This window comes from Limosilactobacillus oris, from assembly GCF_025311495.1.
GTDB lineage: Bacteria > Bacillota > Bacilli > Lactobacillales > Lactobacillaceae > Limosilactobacillus > Limosilactobacillus oris_A.
In genome coordinates this window covers 346,029-362,401 of the sequence record NZ_CP104398.1, presented here as the reverse complement: position 1 = coordinate 362,401, position 16,373 = coordinate 346,029, and the positions used below count along the sequence as shown (strand labels likewise).

Here is a 16,373-nt window from a genome sequence, read left to right as displayed (position 1 = left end):
TTTGGGTTTTGAGCATGGGGTGGGCAGTCTGCCAATCTTCGGCTGAGCAAAGGAGCCAATTATTTTCAACGCATGAATTTAATACTGGGATGTCAAAGCCGTTAATATTCTTAATCGTGATAGTTGGCTCTTTTTCTAGTAGGTCTCTGACCCGGTCAAAACAGGAAAATTCTCCCCGTGGTGATAGGGCAATTGTCTGTCATTTTAAGTCATCTAATGATAAGCGCTTCTTATTACTTAACGGATTTTGAATCGGGACGGAAATTTTTAACGGAGTTAGGTCTAATTCAGTCGCAGTCAGGCTGTAAGCTCGCAGTAAATTAACATCATATACTGATGAAACCAAATCGAATTCGCTATTAATGCCAGCAAGAAATTCATTAAAGCTCCCCAGGGCACATGAGCAAGGGATGAATTGAAAATTGATATTGGGGTATTTTTGACTAATCTCCAGCCATAAATTATTTGTTCCCACGCCGGTCGCTAATGGGCCGACACCGATTTTGACAACCTGCTTTTCTTCGGCAAGGTTTTGGGCATGATTAATTGATTGGGTATAAGCAGCTACCAATTTCTTGGCATCCTGGTAGAAAGATTCGCCAGCTGGCGTTAATGTGACCCCGCTGTGGGTTCGATTGAAGAGGGAGACATGAATGTTTTTCTCCAAAGCGTTGATCTGCTTGATAACACCGGGAGCAGAAATGAATAGTTGGCTGGCAGCCTTGTTGAAGCTCTTGCTCTCCGCTACAGCAATGAAAGTTGTTAATTGATCATTTATTAATACCATCCTTTTAATCTAAAGTTATTAGCTAATAACATTTTAATACTTCCGCTTTCTTTTAGCATGGACTACTATACTTACAGAAAGTAAGAAATACCTTTAAGGAAGAATGGAGGATTAGAAATGGAATTTATCGATACAGTAAACAACCGTCATTCGGTTCGTGATTTTAAGTCACAACCAATTGCTAAAGAAGAGCTCGAAAAAATTGTTGAAACTGCCGGGAAGGCCCCTTAATGGGCAAACACCCAGCCATGGAAAGTAGTAATTGCAACTGGCGATAGTTTGGAAAAGATTCGTTCTTACCATGAATCAGGAAGGGCGGAACATTCTGAATTCCCATCCCTCCACCGCGGAAGCATGGGAAAGCAGGGACAGGCGAACTTACGAACCTGGTCCAGCGGGATTCATAATTTCTTAGGCGCCGATGCCAATGACATGTATAGCGATTCAGAAAAACTTTTTAATGCGCCGGCAATCGCCTACTTGCTTTTGCCGCGGGACATCAACCCCTGGACAACTTATGATCTGGGTGCCTTTGGGCAGACTTTGATACTAGCAGCTAAGGACCGCGGGATTGATTCTATTCCCGCTGAAGAGTTCGTCTTCAATCCAAGTTACATACACCAAGTATTAGGGGTAAGCAATGACTATCTCTTTGCGGTAGGAATTGGGCTTGGCTATCCAAAAGACGCCAAGATTAATCAGTTCCGTTCTGAACGGATGAACCTAGATTAATATCTGACGATTAAGGATTAATTTAAGAAAGAGGGTCTTTATGATGACAAAGAACGTTTTAATTATTGGTGCTAACAGTCGAATTGCACAATGGGCTGACAAGATGCTAATTTAACGATGTTTGTACGGAATAAGGCTAAACTTGATCCAGAATTACAGGATCAGAACGTAATTGTGGGGGATGCCACTAATAGCGCTGACCTTGAAGCAGCAATCAAGGGACAGGACATCGTCTATGCTAGTTTGGCGGGAAACGTCGTTGATGAAGCAAAGAAGATTGTTGCTGCCATGGATAAGCAGGGCGTTAAACGCTTGATTTGGACTTCTTCACTGGGAATTTACGATGAAGTTCCTGGCAAGTTTGGCGAATTGAATACCAGGGCATTACCAGGTTACCTGCAAACTTACCGTGAAGCAGCCGATGTTATTAGCAATAGCGATCTGGACTACACAATTATTCGTCCAGCATGGCTAACGGATAATGGTGAAGTTGACTACGAAACGACTAGCTATAATAATGGCGAAGCATTTAAGGGGACCGAAACTTCTCGAAAGAGCGTGGCCGCTTATGTGGTCAGCTTGGTCAACGATTCTGAGAAGGATGTTCGGGACTCAATCGGGGTTGATAAGCCGGGCTCTGATGGTGACCGTCCACGTCGCGAAGTCATGATGGCAAACGGCTTTGATCCAGAGATGTAATAAGTAAGGGTATAGATATAAAGTTACCAAACGTAACAACATTCATTTCGTACATTGGGGTGGGCTCAATTACCTATCCCTTTTTTTGTATAGAAAAGTAATTTTGCATTTTACGAAGTTCATTGACTTGTGTAAAGGTACCTTTATACTCTGAATCATAAATAAAGCTCCAGGACTTTCTTTTGAACTGCACCCTGTCAAGTAGACAGGTAATTATACAATGAATGTTAGGCAGCTTGATGCCGGTATTCTACCGGGGTCAGGCTGTTTAATTTTACTTGATAACGTTGATGATTGTAGAAGTAGATATATTGATCAATTGAAGTGACTAGTTCTTCATAGCTTCGGAAGATTTGTCCATAGTAGGCCTCGTCCTTATAGTGGCTCCAAAAACTTTCCATCGGGGCATTATCAATGCACTTCCCGACGCGGGACATACTGCGACTAATACCATGTTCGGCCGTCAAACGAGCAAACTCCTTGGAAGTGTATTGGAAACCGCGATCACTATGAAGTAATGGTTTGGCAGTCGGATAGAGTTTTAAAGCCTGTTCAAGCGTCTTCATTACCAATGGGTTGTCATTGCGCTGGCTAACGACATAACTAATAATCTCGCCGTTGTATAAGTCCTTAACAGCACTGAGATAGGCTTTTTGACCATTACCATAAGTCAGATATGTTACATCAGTTACCCACTTTTCATTTAACCGTTTAGCTGTGAAATCGCGGTTAAGGAGGTTCGGCTCATAGCTTTGTCCACGAGCGATTGTGCAGCTGTGACGAGGACGACGAATCACCGCCCGCAGGTTCATTTCAACGAGAAGTCGCCGAATGCGCTTGTGGTTGTAGTGGCAGTTATAGCGGCGATTAATGAGCATCGTTAGTCTGCGGTAGCCCCAGGTACCCTTCATTTCCCAATAGGCCTGTCTGAGCCGCGCTTTTAGTTGCTTATTGACTGCTTCTTTAGTAGGAAGTGGTCGGGAAAGCCAGCGATAGTAAGCTGATCGTGAGACCTGGGCAAGAGCACAAAGTCGCTTGACTAATTGCCCTGGAAAAGCCTGACAAGTAGCCTGAATGGCCTGATATCGCATCAGATGACTACGATTATTTACTTCTTGTCTTCGTCCTCCAGGGCACTTAATTTTTTTAGGAAGAAGTTTTCCGCGGCGAGGTCTTGATTGCGGGCTTCTAGTTCCTTAATCCGCCGTTCCAATTGTTCTTCTTTACTTAACTTAGCCAAAGCCGGTTTTTGCATTTGATGTCCGCGATGATCAACGAGTGCTTTTCGACCGTCACGTTCATATTTCCGAACCCAGCTATAAACCTGGCTGTAAGAAACACCATACTTCCTCACCGCTGTTTGGTAGTCCTTATCATTGGCAAGCGTGAAGTGGACAATTTCCAGCCGTTGATCGTAAGTAGTTTTCCGCGGTGTTTTCATCTTGGTAGAACCTCCCGTAATCTTCTTCAAGGTTTTACCGTTAGTATACTGGTTCACCCAACGCATGAGAAGACTACGACTGGAGATATTATACTTACGACAGCACTCTAGTTGCGAGTAATGATTGTCCAGATAATCCAGGACCGCCGCTCGCTTGAGGTCAGTAGGATAACGGCGACAAGTGTGTGACTCCTTTAAGCCCGCCACCCCATTATTCTGGTAGTTAACGATCCACCTTCTTAAAGTTGTCCTGGCAATTCCCAGTTCTCGGGCCACCCCGCTTAAAGAGTGCTTTCTCTCCAGAACCTTTACCACGGCTACTAGCCGCTGATTTAGAGTATGATTACTAGTTCGATTGGACATAAAAACTCCCCCTAGAGTTAGATACAGAATTTTGTACAATTCCGTGTCTACTCTAAGGGGAGCATATCATTTGCCGAGCACTGGAGCTCATTTCGTTTTAATAATGATACTTTCCTAATCGCCCATATAATTGTGCAATAGGTCATCAGACGTTGACTTGAGGGTCAGGTAGTCGATATTGTTGGTAAAAAGCATTACCATTTTCTTGGTCTTGTAGTTGGCGATGAAACAGCAGTTATAGCCAGGGACACTGCCGTTGGCACGGATAATGTCTCCGCCAAAGTACACACCCCCGAAGTAGGCAACTTCTTGCTTGGCCGCCTGCTGGTAAAATTCCGCAGTCATCTTGGGGTTATTCAAGACTTCGTTGTAAATAAACTTCCAATAATCATTTGGCGACATAAAGAGGTTTCCCGCTCCGAAGTCTGAAGAGGTCGTAACCGTCACTTGCCGCCAATCAACTGTCCGGTCCATCGTCTGGGGAACTTCCTTTTGAGCAACCTCGGAAAAATCCTTCATTTGATGAAGCTGCAGGGGCTGGGCGAACTTCTGGTGGAGGTAAGTATTGTAGCTGGTATGAGTTTGCTTGCGAACGATGGCCGCTAACATTTCATAATCCACGTCCTGGTAGTCCCAAGTGTGGACGTGGTCGTTTTTCAGGTGTTTCAACATATAGGCAATTTGCTGCTTTTCACCCTTTAGCGGCATTACTGGACGGTCGTTATTGACCAATCCGCTAGTGTGGTTCATTAATTCGCGAACCGTAATATCCTCACTGCCCGCAACTTGGGGGAAGTATCTATTCAGCGGTGTATCCCAGTCAAGCTGTTTTTTCTGTCTTAGCTGGTAAATCGCCGTTCCGGTAATAATTTTTTGAAGGGAAGCAATGGGAAATAGTTGGTTAGCTTTGACAACCTGCTTTTGATTAGCATTTTCGTTGTGAGTGATGGTGATTGGCTGGCTCCCCTTGCCATTGACCAGCATTACCCCGTTGATGTGGTGGGCTTTAAGGTAATCCTCAAGCTGTTTTTGGCTTTGTCGGTCAGCTGGTGCGGCCTTTGCTTGCGGTTGTGCAATTGCAAACGACATTCCCAGAGAACAAAGCATTAGGAGAAAAAATAAGCTGATTTTTTTCATAATTGATACCTACCTGTAATTGAACCGATACTCTCTGGCTCTAAGTTAGTGGGAGATTAAATTTACCCATTTTTATTTTAAACCGCTTCCGACAATTGGGCAAGAACGCAAACTGCCCGTTTTTGGTCGCTTTGCTAATGGAATCGGTAAAGTGGGCCAAGCTACATTGTGCGCGGAATACAAACTTATCCCAAAGATATAGTTGACTTTAGCAACCATATCATTATAATGGTTGCTAAAGTCAACTAAATGAGAAGGAATCTGATGAGAAACGAATACTTACACAACGCAAGACTAATTGAAGAGTTGATCGAAGTTATTCATTCATTGTCCAAGCATTAAGAGGAGGACTAGCAAATGTTATCTTTTGAGAGTGACTACACTGAGGGTGCCCATCCAAATATCTTACGGTAGCTAATGGCAACCAACATGGACCAGGAACCGGGCTATGGCTTTGACGAATTTTCCCAGCTGGCAAAGGAAAGAATTCAAAAGGCACTGGGGCACCCAGAAGCTCAGGTTGAATTTCTGACAGGAGGCACCCAGACCAACCAGGTTGTTATTGATGCAATGCTGACGCAGTACCAAGGAGTCATCGCGGCTGAAACGGGGCACATCAACGTCCATGAGGCCGGAGCCATTGAAGCAACCGGACACAAAGTCTTGGCCCTGCCAGCTAAGGATGCGAAGCTCGATGCCCAAACTGTTGACCAATACATTCAGACCTTCGAACAGGACGAGAATCGGGACCACATGGTTTTCCCAGGAATGGTTTACATTACCTACCCAACAGAATTCGGGACCTTGTACTCAAGGGAGGAATTAGCCGCCTTGCACGCGGTTTGCCAACCCCTGTACATTGATGGTGCGCGACTCGGTTACGACCTGATGAGCGCACAAGCTGACCTCCAATTTAGTGATTTACCCGATTTATGTGACGTCTTTTACATCGGCGGGACCAAGCAGGGAGCTCTATGTGGGGAGACAGTAGTTTTTGTCACCACAATGAGCCCGACCATTTCCTTACGATTGTCAAGCAGCACGGGGCCCTGTTAGCAAAGGGGCGGCTGCTCGGGGTTCAGTTTGCTGAACTGTTTAAGGACAACCTCTACTTCAAGCTTAGTCAGCACGCCGACGAACTGGCGGCAAAAATCAAGCGGGGTTTCCTGAATAAAGGCTACCGGCTTTACCTCGACTCGGTCAGCAACCAGCAATTCTTCATCGTCGACAACCAAAAAATTGCCGAGTTAGTAAAGAAGGTGCGCTTTGCCCGCTGGGAAAAGTATGACGACCAGCACTCGGTCATCCGTTTTGTCGCCTGCTGGGCCACCCCGGCAGAGAGTGTCGACCAGTTGTTGAAGTTGATTTAAACCTAAAAAGCTCCAGCTTGCCGTGAATGTAACGGCGAGCCAGAGTCACTTCATTAATCGTCCCAGACCTTCTTGGCAACGTTGAATGCTGACCAGGCATTCGGCCAGCCAACATAAAAGGCGAGTTGGGTAATCATTTCGGCAATTTTTTCCTTGGTAATCCCATTTTTCTTTGCGGTTTGCATGTGGTAGGGAAGCTGCTCAAAAGCGCCCTTAGTGATTAACGCAGTGACGGTGAGAAAACTCCGGTCACGGGGACTCAGTTCCTTTTCCCGGGACCAAACCTGTCCGAAGAGGACATCATCATTCAGTTCTGCAAATTTCGGGGCAAAAGCACCCAGTTGATCACGGCCAGCAGTTTGTTTCTTTGCCATAAGAAAAACTCCCTTCAAAACTTTCTCTGTACTCTTACTATAAACCGCTAGGTGAGAAATGAAAAATACCAATATCAAGTAATTACCTATTCAAAAATTGAATTTAAAACCGATGGTGGACGAAAGCTACCATAAAAGGAGGAGATCCTATCGAAAACTTATACTTGAATAACAGCTACCCTACGTGAGCAGGAGAACGGGCTTAGCTACAAGCTCGCCCAATCGTGGGTGGTGGCCAGGCGGCGTTCATCCAGTTTGACTGGGCCTTCCGCTACCAAAACATGCGTTATCACACTTTACTCCACATTATTTCCGGCTACTTGTACCGCATCACTAGTAGCGGGATAATGTCTGACCACGCCCGACTCGAAGTCGAATTTCAGGAGGACAATGTCCCAAGTGAGTTTGACCCGGAACTAATTACGCAAAACATCCGGCAACTAATTAAAGATGACTTCCCGGTTACCACTGAGACGGTTGACCGGAACACTTTGAACGAAGAGGACCTGATCCGGACTTACACCAACCTGATTCCCAAGTCAATTACAAACGTCCGCCTGGTCAAAATCGGCGACTTCGATGAACAAGCATGTGCCGGCACTCATGTGGCTTTAACCGGAGAAGTCGGGGACTTTAAGTTTATCCAGTTAAAGAACAAGGGTCGGCTAAAGAAACGTATTAAAGTACAAGTTTTATAGGGGAGGAATGTGAATGGCAAAAAACGTTGTAAGTAAAAAACTTCGCCGGTCAATGACCCCACTGCAAATGGAAATGATTGGCATTGGTGGCTCTATCGGGGTTGGCCTCTTCATGGGTTCAACCTCAACGATTAAGTGGACTGGTCCTTCAGTAGTGCTCGCCTACCTGCTAGTGGGGATGGCCCTCTTTGCGGTTATGCGTTCCCATCCGTTTAAATTACCCCTATATCCATACTCTAACTATCTCTCGATTGGTTTATTGATTGTAATTTTATTCTTCATGTTCATCAATCCAGACACTCAGGTTTCCGTATCCATTGGCGTCGTTTTCCTGTTGCTTGTTTCTTGCATGTATTGGGTAAAGAAGAAGCAGGGGACAGTTTAGTAAAGTAAACGAGGCGGCCTTATTTCCCGCCTCGTTTTTAATATAGTGGCTAAAGTAAACTAAATCAGCTATAATGTTTAACAATCAGTTATTAAGAATATTTTTTAATGTGTTCACTAATTTGTTTACAAATTTCTTCACGGTTGAATTCCATGAACCAGTGACCAGCGTCTAATTCGACAAATTGATAAGGGCCAGTGATATATTGGCGGTTTCGCTCAACACCACTCCTAGCAATTGCAAGATCTTGATTACCCCAAATAAATTTGGTTGGCACGGTGATCTGTTTGTAATTAATTTGCGGTAGTTGGAGAAGGGCACGGTACCAATTAACAACCGCTGTTAACGCACCTTTTTCAGAGAAGAGATCTAGGTAAGCGTCAATCGTTGCTTGTGGGAACCCGGCCCATAGTTTCCTTAATACTCGGTAGTGAAATGCGCGAAGAATTAGTTCAGGAATGTACTTATGCTGGAAGGTATGAACATAATGCCCTTTTTCCTCTTGGACAGGATCATTCTCCAATGCCCAAATATATGCAGGCCAATTAGGAACGGAAAGCGCAGTCCAGGACTTCAATAGTTGTGGGTAAAGGGTTGCCGTTGTCCAACCGACAACTGCTCCAATGTCATGACCTACTAGGTGAAATTTTTGTTGAAAACCGAAAAAGTGAGCTAACGCAACAACATCAGCGGCCAGTAACTTCATCTTATAATTTTGAACACCCAGTGGCCTAGCCCCAGCAGAATATCCGCGTTGGTTAGGGGCAATTACCCGGTATCCCTGATTCGCTAGTTTAAGCATTAATGTTTCCCACATTAACGAGCTTTCGGGGAAACCATGGAGTAGCACCACCAGGTCACCATTATTATCAAGTCCAGCTGTCCGAACCGTGAATGTTTGCTGATTGACAGTGATTTGTTGGATTGTTATTTGATTCATTTTAGACACCTTTCTAACATTATCTTTATAATCATTTTAGTGAGAGATAATTAATGTTAGTCGGACAATGAAGAGGGAATTGTCTATGCAAAAACGAGCCGAAGAGAAACAAGTGATTTTCTTCGTTAAAGGAAGCATTATTACAGTTATTAGACCAAAAGAGTTTTGAGAAAATTACGATTAGCCAGTTGGTAATAACTGCCGGTGTGGCAAGATCAACTTTTTATCGGCACTTTACAGATAAATTAGATTTTGTCCGTTTTTTAATCCAACAGGAATTAACTGCCTTTGATCAGCAGTACCATCCCCAGACAATTAAAGAACGGTTTCAAAAGGAGTATATGCGTGAAGTGTGGCGTTACTTATTACGTGACCAACGAGCAGTTTTAGGGCTTGAAAGGGCTGGTCTTTCATATCTCTACTTGGAAGAGCTGAACAAACATTTATTAACTCTATACCCATACAGCATGACGACAGAAGAACAGATTGATCTATTTGGTCTTGCAGGCGCTCAGTATAACATTATCTTTAATCTTTTCGTGAAAAAGCATCATTAATCAAGGAGGAACGTAACTATGTTAACCGACCAAGAAATTGATAGTATTCGGGCATTTAACCGGCACTACACCCAAGTCTTAGGAGTATTGAACAAACGGACTTTTGATACTGACCTAACTTGGCCGGAGGGGCGGATCTTAATCGAAGTGGCAGTTAACCACCTCGACACCCCGATGGCAGTCACCCGGGCCCTGCACCTGGATAAAAGTTATGCCAGCCGGACAATTAAACGGTTGACAGATAAGGGGATCTTACAAAAGACACCCTCACCAACGGATTCACGGTCAATTAATATTTCGCTGACCGAACATGGTCACGCGGTATTTGAAGATATTAATCAGAAATCTAACGACCTGATTAAGAAGATGATTGAAGATCTTTCGCCCGCGGAGCAGGAAGAATATTTTCAAAGTATCAAGACCATTAATCAGTTACTTTTCAAGAAGGGGATGGATTAAGCATGTGGCAGGTTAAACGATTCAATGAATTAACGGTAACCGATCTTTATCAACTTCTCGCATTACGGGCGCAAGTTTTTGTGGTTGACCAACAGCGCGTTTACCAGGATCCTGATGGTCGGGTTGCAGCGAGCAACAAGGTGCGTGGCCAGGGATTTGGTGGTCAGTTGTTGGATAAAATTATGCAAACAATCCAACAAGAGTTCCCAGGCAGACAGATTGAAATTGAGGCTCAGGTCCAAGTTGAAGATTTTTATAAACGAGTCGGCTTTGTCAGTGAGGGAGAGCCGTTCATTTATAAGTCCACACCACATATCAAGATGGTGCATGAGCCGATGTAGCTACTTTAGCTCTACCGCCGAACGATTTTTGAGCTTGAATAGGAGCGCAAAGGCAATAATATTGAGAACCGCAATCGACCAGAAAGACCAGTGAAAACCCTGGAGAACTGAAGCGGGCATCGAAAGCTGGTGGGCAATGCCGTGCTTTTGGCCGAGTGCTTGCAAGCTAGCAGCCATCGCATTAGCGAAAGCATTCCCAATTTGGTTCAGGTTAACCATCAGAGTATTACCGAAAACGACATACTCCTGCGAAAGGGCATTTAGACCATAGACACTGACCGGGGAGTAAGCCAGATTAATACCACCACAGCGAATGGCGTACAGGGCCGTCACGGTAGAAATACTCGTAGTTGGTGAGTAAAAGGCCATCGGGATTGTCGTCAGCAAGCCAATCCCAAAACCGAGGAAGGCGACCTTCTTAATCCCAATTTGGTCATAGAGCTGCCCAGCAATTGGTGAAACCACCATCATCACGAGGGCGCTCGGAATCAGCATCAATCCGGAGACAGTGGGCGTGACTTTCAAGACGTTCTGGTTAAAGAGCGGCAGCATTAGTTCGGTTGCCATTAAGGACGAAGTGTTAAGGAGGGCCAGAATTGCGCCAAGCCGGAAAGAGGGCGCCTTGAAGACCCGCATTTCCAGTAGTAGCCTTTTGAGCCTGAGCTGGCGTTTGACAAAGTAAGTCATAATGGCGATTCCGGCTACCTGGAGAATCACAGTCTGCCAATCTAACCGTCCAGTTTCACCAACTCGCCCCAGACTGTATAGTAAGATTGCCAGGCCCGCCATCGAGGTGAGGACGGAAGGAATATCAAGGGATGACGGCTTGGCTGGAGCCACGTTTTTAACGAATAATTGGGTGGCGATCAGGACAACGATGCAGACTGGAATTAGAATAATAAATAGCATCCGCCAACTAAAGTAGTCGACGATGATCCCGGAAACGGTGGGTCCCGTAGCCGGTCCGAAGTTAATGATAATTCCTGCCAGGCCCATTACGGTTCCTCGGTGCTGCGGCGAGAAAATCAGGGCAAGAACATTAGGAACCAGTGGCATGGTAATACCAACGGAAACACCTTCAATCAGCCGCCCGATTAGTAAGAGGGCGAAGTTCGGTGCCAATGCTGAGATAACGGTCCCAACGAGGAAAATCATCATGGTAACCGAGAAAAGCGGCTTTAGTTTAACCGAATTAGTAAGGTAAGCCGCGAGCGGCATGGTGATTCCAGCGGCAAGCATGTAACCAGTGCTGAGCCATTAAACAGTCATTTCGCTCACGTGGACCTCTGCCATGATTGTTGGCAGGCCATTATTAAGCAAGGTTTCGGAAAAGGCAGTGATGAAGCTCCCACAGAGCAGGGTAACCACCATTAGAATTTTATTTTGACGAGACATAATAACTCCTTTCAAAGTAAAAGAGCTGGACAGGAAATTAACTTCCTTATCCAGCTCTTATTTTTTCGCCCGCTGTTCTTGAGCGCCTGTTATTAAATTATCAGTATCATAGCAGAGAATAGTAGGGATTGCAAATTGAATTTGGGATAAGGAAATCAGCAACTTACCCGTCAATGTTGACCGCCCATTGAGGAAACAACGTATTAGTGACCCCAGGTTAATACAATGCTAACTGAGGTGAGAGAAATGCTAATAACAACCCAAAATTTAACTAAGAAGTATGGTAGCAAAATTGCTGTCAATCAGCTGGATTTAGCGATACCCCAAGGAGCATTGGTTGCGTACTTGGGAACAAACGGCGCTGGCAAATCAACCACCATTAACATGCTGGTGGGCCTGCTAAAACCAACTGGCGGAATCATTTCCTACGCCAAGGACTTAAAAATCGGCGTTGTTTTCCAGAATAGCGTATTGGATGATCACTTAACGGTCAGCGAGAATTTACAAAGCCGGGCGGCAATGTACCAGGGGATTGACCAAGACTGGATTGAGCGCCTGACCAAGATGATGGTCCTGACTAAGTTCCTGCACCAGCGGTACGGAACCCTGTCCGGTGGTCAGAAAAGACGGGTCGATATTGCCCGGGCACTGTTAAACCATCCCAATTTGCTGTTTCTGGACGAACCAACAACGGGTCTTGATATTCAAACGCGCAACGTCATTTGGGGGCTTTTGAGAAAACTGCAGTACGAGCAGGGACTGACGATTTTTCTGACGACCCACTACCTGGAAGAGGCCAGTAACGCGGAATTAATCTATATTCTGGAAGAGGGGAAAGTACTGGCGACCGGTTCGGCAGCGCAGTTAAAACAACAATACGCGCGGAATTCATTGCTGCTGATCTTCAAGGATAACACAGTTCCAGAGGGTGCCAAGTTGGTTGACCACCGGCGCTATGAAATCAATGGCATTAACCATGAGCAAGCCTTGACGCTCCTCGACCATTACCGGAGCAGTTTGGAAAACTTTGAATACCGGCAGGGCGACCTGGATGACGCCTTTGTCAACATTACCGGAAAGGAGATTCAATAATGGCAGCTTTAATTTACCGTAACCTCAAACTATACTTTCGTAACCGCATGGGTGCCATGATGTCGTTACTAGGAGCCCTGATTACATTCTTTATTTACATTAGTTTTCTGAAAGAAAATTTAGTCCAAGAATGGCAAAAAGTCGCTAACGCAAACCAGGTCTTAGATGCCTGGATGATGGGCGGCATTTTGACAATTGCCGGGGTCACGACAGCCTTTGGCGCTTTAGGCCAGTTAGTAAGCGACCGGGAAGACAACCGCTATCAGGATTTCCGGATGACAGCACTAAAGCAGTGGCAGCTCGCGATTAGTTATTTTATCAGTGCCTTTTTAATTAGCTTGATTATGCAATTGGTGTCTTTTATCATCATGGCAGTCTACTTTAAAGTGACTGATAACTTGACGATTAAATGGGCAGATGGGGGTAAGCTCCTGCTGGTTTCACTACTGGGCACGCTTGTCGCGACCGTCTTTTGCCAGATTATTATCGAGTTTATCCACAGTCACGTCGTCTTTAACCGAACGTCGGCCTTGATTGGAACGGGAATCGGGTTCGCAATTGCTACTTACATGCCGGTGGGCGCACTATCAGCGTTTGGCCGCCACCTGGTCAAGGCCTTTCCAAGTTCTTATATTGCCAGCAGCTTTCGTGAGCTTCTGGTTGGAAACCGAATTCCGGCAGTAGTCCTACCAGAGCTCAATGACTACTTAGGGATTAAGCTGACGGTGTTTAAGCATTCTTTGGGACTGTCACAAAACATGCTGCTGGTCACAATCGTAAGTCTGCTTGGCCTTGGTTTGCTAATTATCGTTAATCATTTAAAATATAAGCAGCATTAACTTATTCAGGAGGTTTTCATAAATTGAAAGTTCGGTTTCAACAGGCGGACCTAGAGCCAGAAGAACTGACAGTAATTGTCGAGAGCTCCGCTAAAACGGCCCGTGTTGACCGCCTTCTTAATTATTTAAAAGCGTTTGAGAGTAACCCAGCGGAGAAGTTGCCGATCAAGACACCTGACCGCTTTATGATTATTAAGACGGCTGACTTAGTAATGGTCGAAGTCAACCAAAATGAGCTCTCGTTTTATACGACCGCTCAAGTGATTAAGTCGGTGGGCAAATTGAAGGATGTTCATACCCGGCTAACAGCGCCGAACTTTATCCAGGTTTCGCGCTTTGCAATTATCAATATGGATTATTTGCAGGCAATTGAGAACGGCTTTTCGGGAACGTTAGTAGCCAGGCTCGAAACGGGGGTCAGAACAACGGTTAGCAGACGGTACGTACCGGTAATTAAGCAATACTTAGGCTTATAGTGGGGATTTCACAGATGAAGAGAATTTTAAAGCGATTTTTAAAAGGACTGGCAATTGGGTCAGCCACGTACTTAGTGTTTTTAACCATTCACTTCCAACCGATGCTGCCAACGGCATTGAACACGGTCAGCGTTATGGTCATCAGTGGGTTAATTGGCGTGGCAACGTTTATCTTTCAAACGGACTTAAATTATTTTGTGGCGTTAATCGTTCATTTTATAATTACGGTTCTGCTGGTGGCAGTGATGATTGTCGTCAACCACTGGGGAATCACTTTGCAGTCGTTGTGGCTAATCGTGGTTGCTTACGTGATTATTTGGATTGTCCTGCGGTTCCAACAAGAAAGCGATGTTCGAGAGATTAACGCCAAATTGAATAAGCGGAAATAATAGTAAAGATGAGTAGTAGGTTATGAATTGCTACTCATCTTTTTTGATACACTTTTAGGTCAATGGAATGAATAATGTTAGATGTAGTTAAGCCTAAGATCTATCTGCAAGCTCTTTATATTATTCGCTATTTGGACCAATCTGGTTATTATCATTTCGAGTCCATCTTAATTTGCTTAATATTAAACGAATCTTTTGTCATCGTATTGAATTAGACCACCTACCTCTGTATAGTCTAACTATTATCTTAGTAACGATGAGGAGTGAGTTGAGATGAGTACGACAAACACATTATTTGTAATGGTTGCTAGTATCCTGGTGTTTTTTATGACGCCAGGATTAGCTTTTTTCTATGGTGGAATGGTGTCACGCCGTAATTCAGTCAATACGCTGCTCTCAGTATTCTTTATTTCAGGACTCGCCATTATTCTATGGGTTATCCTAGGATATTCATTATCATTCAACGGCAACGTCTTTGGATTAGTAGGTAATCTTCATGCCATGATGATGAGTAATGTCCGACTCGACCAGTTAACTACGGGGAAAATCCCATTAGGACTGTATTCACTATTCCAAATGATGTTTGCAATCATTACCCCGGCTTTATTCGTTGGTGCGATTGTTGGAAGGGTCCGGTTTAAGTTTTTAATGGTCTTTATAATTTGCTGGTCAATCTGTGTCTATTATCCACTCGTCCATATGATTTGGGGCAATGGATTACTTTCAAAACTGGGAGCATTAGATTTTGCAGGCGGAACAGTAGTTCATATTAATGCTGGGATTACCGCGCTGGCCCTTTCTATAATGGTTGGGCCCCGTTCTCATCCCGAAGACGAACACGCCAACCATTCTTGGATCTTATTAGGTACCGCAATTTTATGGATTGGCTGGTATGGCTTTAACGCTGGCTCTGCCTTAGCAATTAATGATGTTGCAATGCAAGCGATGATTACAACAACTATCGCTACGGCCGCTTCAATGGTTGCTTGGCAATTATTAGAAGTTTGGCGAGTTGGTCATATTACCCTGGTTGGGACATGTTCGGGCGCTTTATGTGGCCTAGTAGCAATTACACCGGCTGCTGGTTATGTTGCTATCGACGGTGCAATTTGGATCGGGCTAATTGGTTCGATCGTGAGTTTCTTATTTGTTACACTGATTAAGCCAAGAATCCATCTGGATGATACCCTTGATGCTTTTGGTTGTCATGGGGTTAGTGGAATCTGGGGTAGTATTGCAACAGGATTATTTGCCAGTCATGCGATTAATGGTCATGTTACTAGCGATGGCCTATTTGTTGGTGCCGGTTGGCATTTATTTAATATTCAATTATTAACAACTATTATCGTGATTGCTTGGACTTTGATAATTTCAATGCTCCTAATTAAGTTAATTAGTTGCTGGATGCAAATTCGAGTTTCTAGCGATGATGAAATACTTGGTCTGGATTTAAGCCAGCATAACGAACCGCTCCATTCTACCCGGTTAGCAGATGAAAGAACTGAGTAAATTAATTCAGCCACCTAATGAGTCGATAGTGATCTTTTTAAGTGGCTGAATTTGTTGCGTTTTCAATTACTGCCTAAAAATTTTAAGATTGTCCATTAAATCTGCTAGCTGCTGAGCACTCCATGGCATATATTCAGCAATTGTTAAGCCAACAAGATCAAATTGATTACTGAGATCAGTTAAAAATCGCCATGTTTTCGGAACTGTTGTAATTTCTTCGGCTGTATGTGCTAGTAAATTGCGGATTATTAAAATACGCGTGGTGCTAGTGAAACTTTTCTAGACAATACTCCATATTAGATGCTAAAATTGCCACTTCTAACCGTTCTTGAAAGCCTGCTAAACTTCGCGCACGATTATTTTCGGCATTATAGTATTTTAATAAAAATA

At 44.3% G+C, this 16,373-nt stretch carries 17 protein-coding genes and 5 pseudogenes; 13 read left to right on the top strand and 9 right to left on the bottom strand.

The window, feature by feature from the left end:
• Positions 1 to 199: 199 nt before the first annotated feature.
• Complete coding sequence (locus N4599_RS01840; protein WP_260901609.1) at positions 200 to 787, bottom strand: LysR family transcriptional regulator; 588 nt, start codon at positions 785 to 787, stop codon at positions 200 to 202.
• Between the two features lie 117 nt (positions 788 to 904).
• Between N4599_RS01840 and N4599_RS01835 the strand changes: the two are divergent.
• Both N4599_RS01835 and N4599_RS01830 read left to right on the top strand, forming a co-directional pair.
• Positions 905 to 1,519, top strand: a pseudogene (locus N4599_RS01835) (nitroreductase).
• Between the two features lie 43 nt (positions 1,520 to 1,562).
• A pseudogene (locus tag N4599_RS01830) lies at positions 1,563 to 2,218 on the top strand (NAD(P)H-binding protein).
• A gap of 227 nt (positions 2,219 to 2,445) precedes the next feature.
• On the opposite strand, the gene N4599_RS01825 reads toward N4599_RS01830, so the two are convergent.
• The 3 genes from N4599_RS01825 to N4599_RS01815 form a co-directional block, all read right to left on the bottom strand.
• A complete protein-coding gene (locus N4599_RS01825) occupies positions 2,446 to 3,309 on the bottom strand; it encodes an IS3 family transposase (protein ID WP_260901606.1) in 864 nt (287 codons plus the stop codon).
• A gap of 17 nt (positions 3,310 to 3,326) precedes the next feature.
• Positions 3,327 to 4,022, bottom strand: a complete 696-nt coding sequence (locus tag N4599_RS01820) for a helix-turn-helix domain-containing protein (protein ID WP_062812850.1) — start codon at positions 4,020 to 4,022, stop codon at positions 3,327 to 3,329.
• Between the two features lie 114 nt (positions 4,023 to 4,136).
• Positions 4,137 to 5,159 (bottom strand): serine hydrolase domain-containing protein, encoded by a 1,023-nt coding sequence (locus tag N4599_RS01815; RefSeq protein ID WP_260901602.1) that lies wholly within the window; start codon positions 5,157 to 5,159, stop codon positions 4,137 to 4,139.
• 417 nt (positions 5,160 to 5,576) lie between these two features.
• Between N4599_RS01815 and N4599_RS01810 the strand changes: the two are divergent.
• Positions 5,577 to 6,529: pseudogene (locus N4599_RS01810) on the top strand (threonine aldolase family protein).
• A gap of 53 nt (positions 6,530 to 6,582) precedes the next feature.
• Here N4599_RS01810 and N4599_RS01805 read toward each other — a convergent pair.
• On the bottom strand, positions 6,583 to 6,903 hold the full coding sequence (locus tag N4599_RS01805; RefSeq protein WP_260901600.1) for a carboxymuconolactone decarboxylase family protein: 321 nt from the start codon (positions 6,901 to 6,903) through the stop codon (positions 6,583 to 6,585).
• Between the two features lie 224 nt (positions 6,904 to 7,127).
• On the opposite strand from N4599_RS01805, the gene N4599_RS01800 reads away from it, so the two are divergent.
• Both N4599_RS01800 and N4599_RS01795 read left to right on the top strand, forming a co-directional pair.
• Positions 7,128 to 7,601 carry an alanyl-tRNA editing protein gene (locus tag N4599_RS01800; protein ID WP_260901598.1) on the top strand — a complete coding sequence of 158 codons (474 nt, stop codon included), beginning with the start codon at positions 7,128 to 7,130 and terminating at the stop codon, positions 7,599 to 7,601.
• A gap of 13 nt (positions 7,602 to 7,614) precedes the next feature.
• Positions 7,615 to 7,806, top strand: a pseudogene (locus N4599_RS01795) (amino acid permease); the annotation flags it as partial.
• A 271-nt stretch (positions 7,807 to 8,077) separates the two neighbouring features.
• On the opposite strand, the gene N4599_RS01790 reads toward N4599_RS01795, so the two are convergent.
• Positions 8,078 to 8,926 (bottom strand): alpha/beta fold hydrolase, encoded by an 849-nt coding sequence (locus tag N4599_RS01790; RefSeq protein ID WP_260901595.1) that lies wholly within the window; start codon positions 8,924 to 8,926, stop codon positions 8,078 to 8,080.
• A gap of 188 nt (positions 8,927 to 9,114) precedes the next feature.
• On the opposite strand from N4599_RS01790, the gene N4599_RS01785 reads away from it, so the two are divergent.
• The 3 genes from N4599_RS01785 to N4599_RS01775 are packed head-to-tail and all read left to right on the top strand — an operon-like array spanning position 9,115 to position 10,283.
• Entirely contained in the window at positions 9,115 to 9,483 is a 369-nt protein-coding gene (locus tag N4599_RS01785) for a TetR/AcrR family transcriptional regulator (protein WP_260901593.1), read from the top strand.
• Between the two features lie 18 nt (positions 9,484 to 9,501).
• Positions 9,502 to 9,942: a MarR family winged helix-turn-helix transcriptional regulator gene (locus N4599_RS01780; RefSeq protein WP_062812494.1), complete on the top strand. Its 441-nt coding sequence runs from the start codon at positions 9,502 to 9,504 to the stop codon at positions 9,940 to 9,942.
• 2 nt (positions 9,943 to 9,944) lie between these two features.
• Positions 9,945 to 10,283, top strand: a complete 339-nt coding sequence (locus tag N4599_RS01775; protein ID WP_062812495.1) for a GNAT family N-acetyltransferase — start codon at positions 9,945 to 9,947, stop codon at positions 10,281 to 10,283.
• Here N4599_RS01775 and N4599_RS01770 read toward each other — a convergent pair whose 3' ends face one another.
• Together N4599_RS01770 and N4599_RS01765 are read right to left on the bottom strand one after the other, a co-directional pair.
• Positions 10,284 to 11,522 (bottom strand): MFS transporter, encoded by a 1,239-nt coding sequence (locus tag N4599_RS01770; protein WP_260901591.1) that lies wholly within the window; start codon positions 11,520 to 11,522, stop codon positions 10,284 to 10,286.
• An 18-nt stretch (positions 11,523 to 11,540) separates the two neighbouring features.
• Complete coding sequence (locus N4599_RS01765; protein ID WP_260901588.1) at positions 11,541 to 11,678, bottom strand: hypothetical protein; 138 nt, start codon at positions 11,676 to 11,678, stop codon at positions 11,541 to 11,543.
• Between the two features lie 246 nt (positions 11,679 to 11,924).
• Between N4599_RS01765 and N4599_RS01760 the strand changes: the two genes are divergently transcribed.
• From N4599_RS01760 to N4599_RS01740, 5 genes are all read left to right on the top strand, one after another.
• The gene (locus N4599_RS01760) at positions 11,925 to 12,770 is read left to right on the top strand and encodes an ABC transporter ATP-binding protein (RefSeq protein WP_260901586.1); all 846 of its coding nucleotides are present in this window, start codon (positions 11,925 to 11,927) and stop codon (positions 12,768 to 12,770) included.
• Positions 12,770 to 13,609 carry an ABC transporter permease gene (locus N4599_RS01755; RefSeq protein WP_260901583.1) on the top strand — a complete coding sequence of 280 codons (840 nt, stop codon included), beginning with the start codon at positions 12,770 to 12,772 and terminating at the stop codon, positions 13,607 to 13,609. Before N4599_RS01760 ends, N4599_RS01755 begins: the two co-directional genes overlap by 1 nt.
• 23 nt (positions 13,610 to 13,632) lie before the next feature.
• Entirely contained in the window at positions 13,633 to 14,085 is a 453-nt protein-coding gene (locus tag N4599_RS01750; RefSeq protein ID WP_062812499.1) for a LytTR family DNA-binding domain-containing protein, read from the top strand.
• 14 nt (positions 14,086 to 14,099) lie between these two features.
• Positions 14,100 to 14,474: a DUF3021 domain-containing protein gene (locus N4599_RS01745; RefSeq protein WP_260901580.1), complete on the top strand. Its 375-nt coding sequence runs from the start codon at positions 14,100 to 14,102 to the stop codon at positions 14,472 to 14,474.
• Positions 14,475 to 14,747: 273 nt separating this feature from the next.
• Positions 14,748 to 15,983, top strand: a complete 1,236-nt coding sequence (locus N4599_RS01740) for an ammonium transporter (RefSeq protein WP_062812501.1) — start codon at positions 14,748 to 14,750, stop codon at positions 15,981 to 15,983.
• Between the two features lie 265 nt (positions 15,984 to 16,248).
• On the opposite strand, the pseudogene N4599_RS01735 reads toward N4599_RS01740, so the two are convergent.
• A pseudogene (locus tag N4599_RS01735) lies at positions 16,249 to 16,368 on the bottom strand (IS982 family transposase); the annotation flags it as partial.
• Positions 16,369 to 16,373: the final 5 nt, after the last annotated feature.

Coding starts and splice junctions, on each gene's coding strand:
- N4599_RS01740 (WP_062812501.1), top strand. CDS start 14,748: ATGAGTACGACAAACACATTATTTGTAATGGTTGCTAGTATCCTGGTG.
- N4599_RS01755 (WP_260901583.1), top strand. CDS start 12,770: ATGGCAGCTTTAATTTACCGTAACCTCAAACTATACTTTCGTAACCGC.
- N4599_RS01780 (WP_062812494.1), top strand. CDS start 9,502: ATGTTAACCGACCAAGAAATTGATAGTATTCGGGCATTTAACCGGCAC.
- N4599_RS01760 (WP_260901586.1), top strand. CDS start 11,925: ATGCTAATAACAACCCAAAATTTAACTAAGAAGTATGGTAGCAAAATT.
- N4599_RS01815 (WP_260901602.1), bottom strand. CDS start 5,159: ATGAAAAAAATCAGCTTATTTTTTCTCCTAATGCTTTGTTCTCTGGGA.
- N4599_RS01745 (WP_260901580.1), top strand. CDS start 14,100: ATGAAGAGAATTTTAAAGCGATTTTTAAAAGGACTGGCAATTGGGTCA.
- N4599_RS01840 (WP_260901609.1), bottom strand. CDS start 787: ATGGTATTAATAAATGATCAATTAACAACTTTCATTGCTGTAGCGGAG.
- N4599_RS01805 (WP_260901600.1), bottom strand. CDS start 6,903: ATGGCAAAGAAACAAACTGCTGGCCGTGATCAACTGGGTGCTTTTGCC.
- N4599_RS01770 (WP_260901591.1), bottom strand. CDS start 11,522: ATGCTTGCCGCTGGAATCACCATGCCGCTCGCGGCTTACCTTACTAAT.
- N4599_RS01825 (WP_260901606.1), bottom strand. CDS start 3,309: ATGCGATATCAGGCCATTCAGGCTACTTGTCAGGCTTTTCCAGGGCAA.
- N4599_RS01820 (WP_062812850.1), bottom strand. CDS start 4,022: ATGTCCAATCGAACTAGTAATCATACTCTAAATCAGCGGCTAGTAGCC.
- N4599_RS01765 (WP_260901588.1), bottom strand. CDS start 11,678: ATGTCTCGTCAAAATAAAATTCTAATGGTGGTTACCCTGCTCTGTGGG.
- N4599_RS01790 (WP_260901595.1), bottom strand. CDS start 8,926: ATGAATCAAATAACAATCCAACAAATCACTGTCAATCAGCAAACATTC.
- N4599_RS01775 (WP_062812495.1), top strand. CDS start 9,945: ATGTGGCAGGTTAAACGATTCAATGAATTAACGGTAACCGATCTTTAT.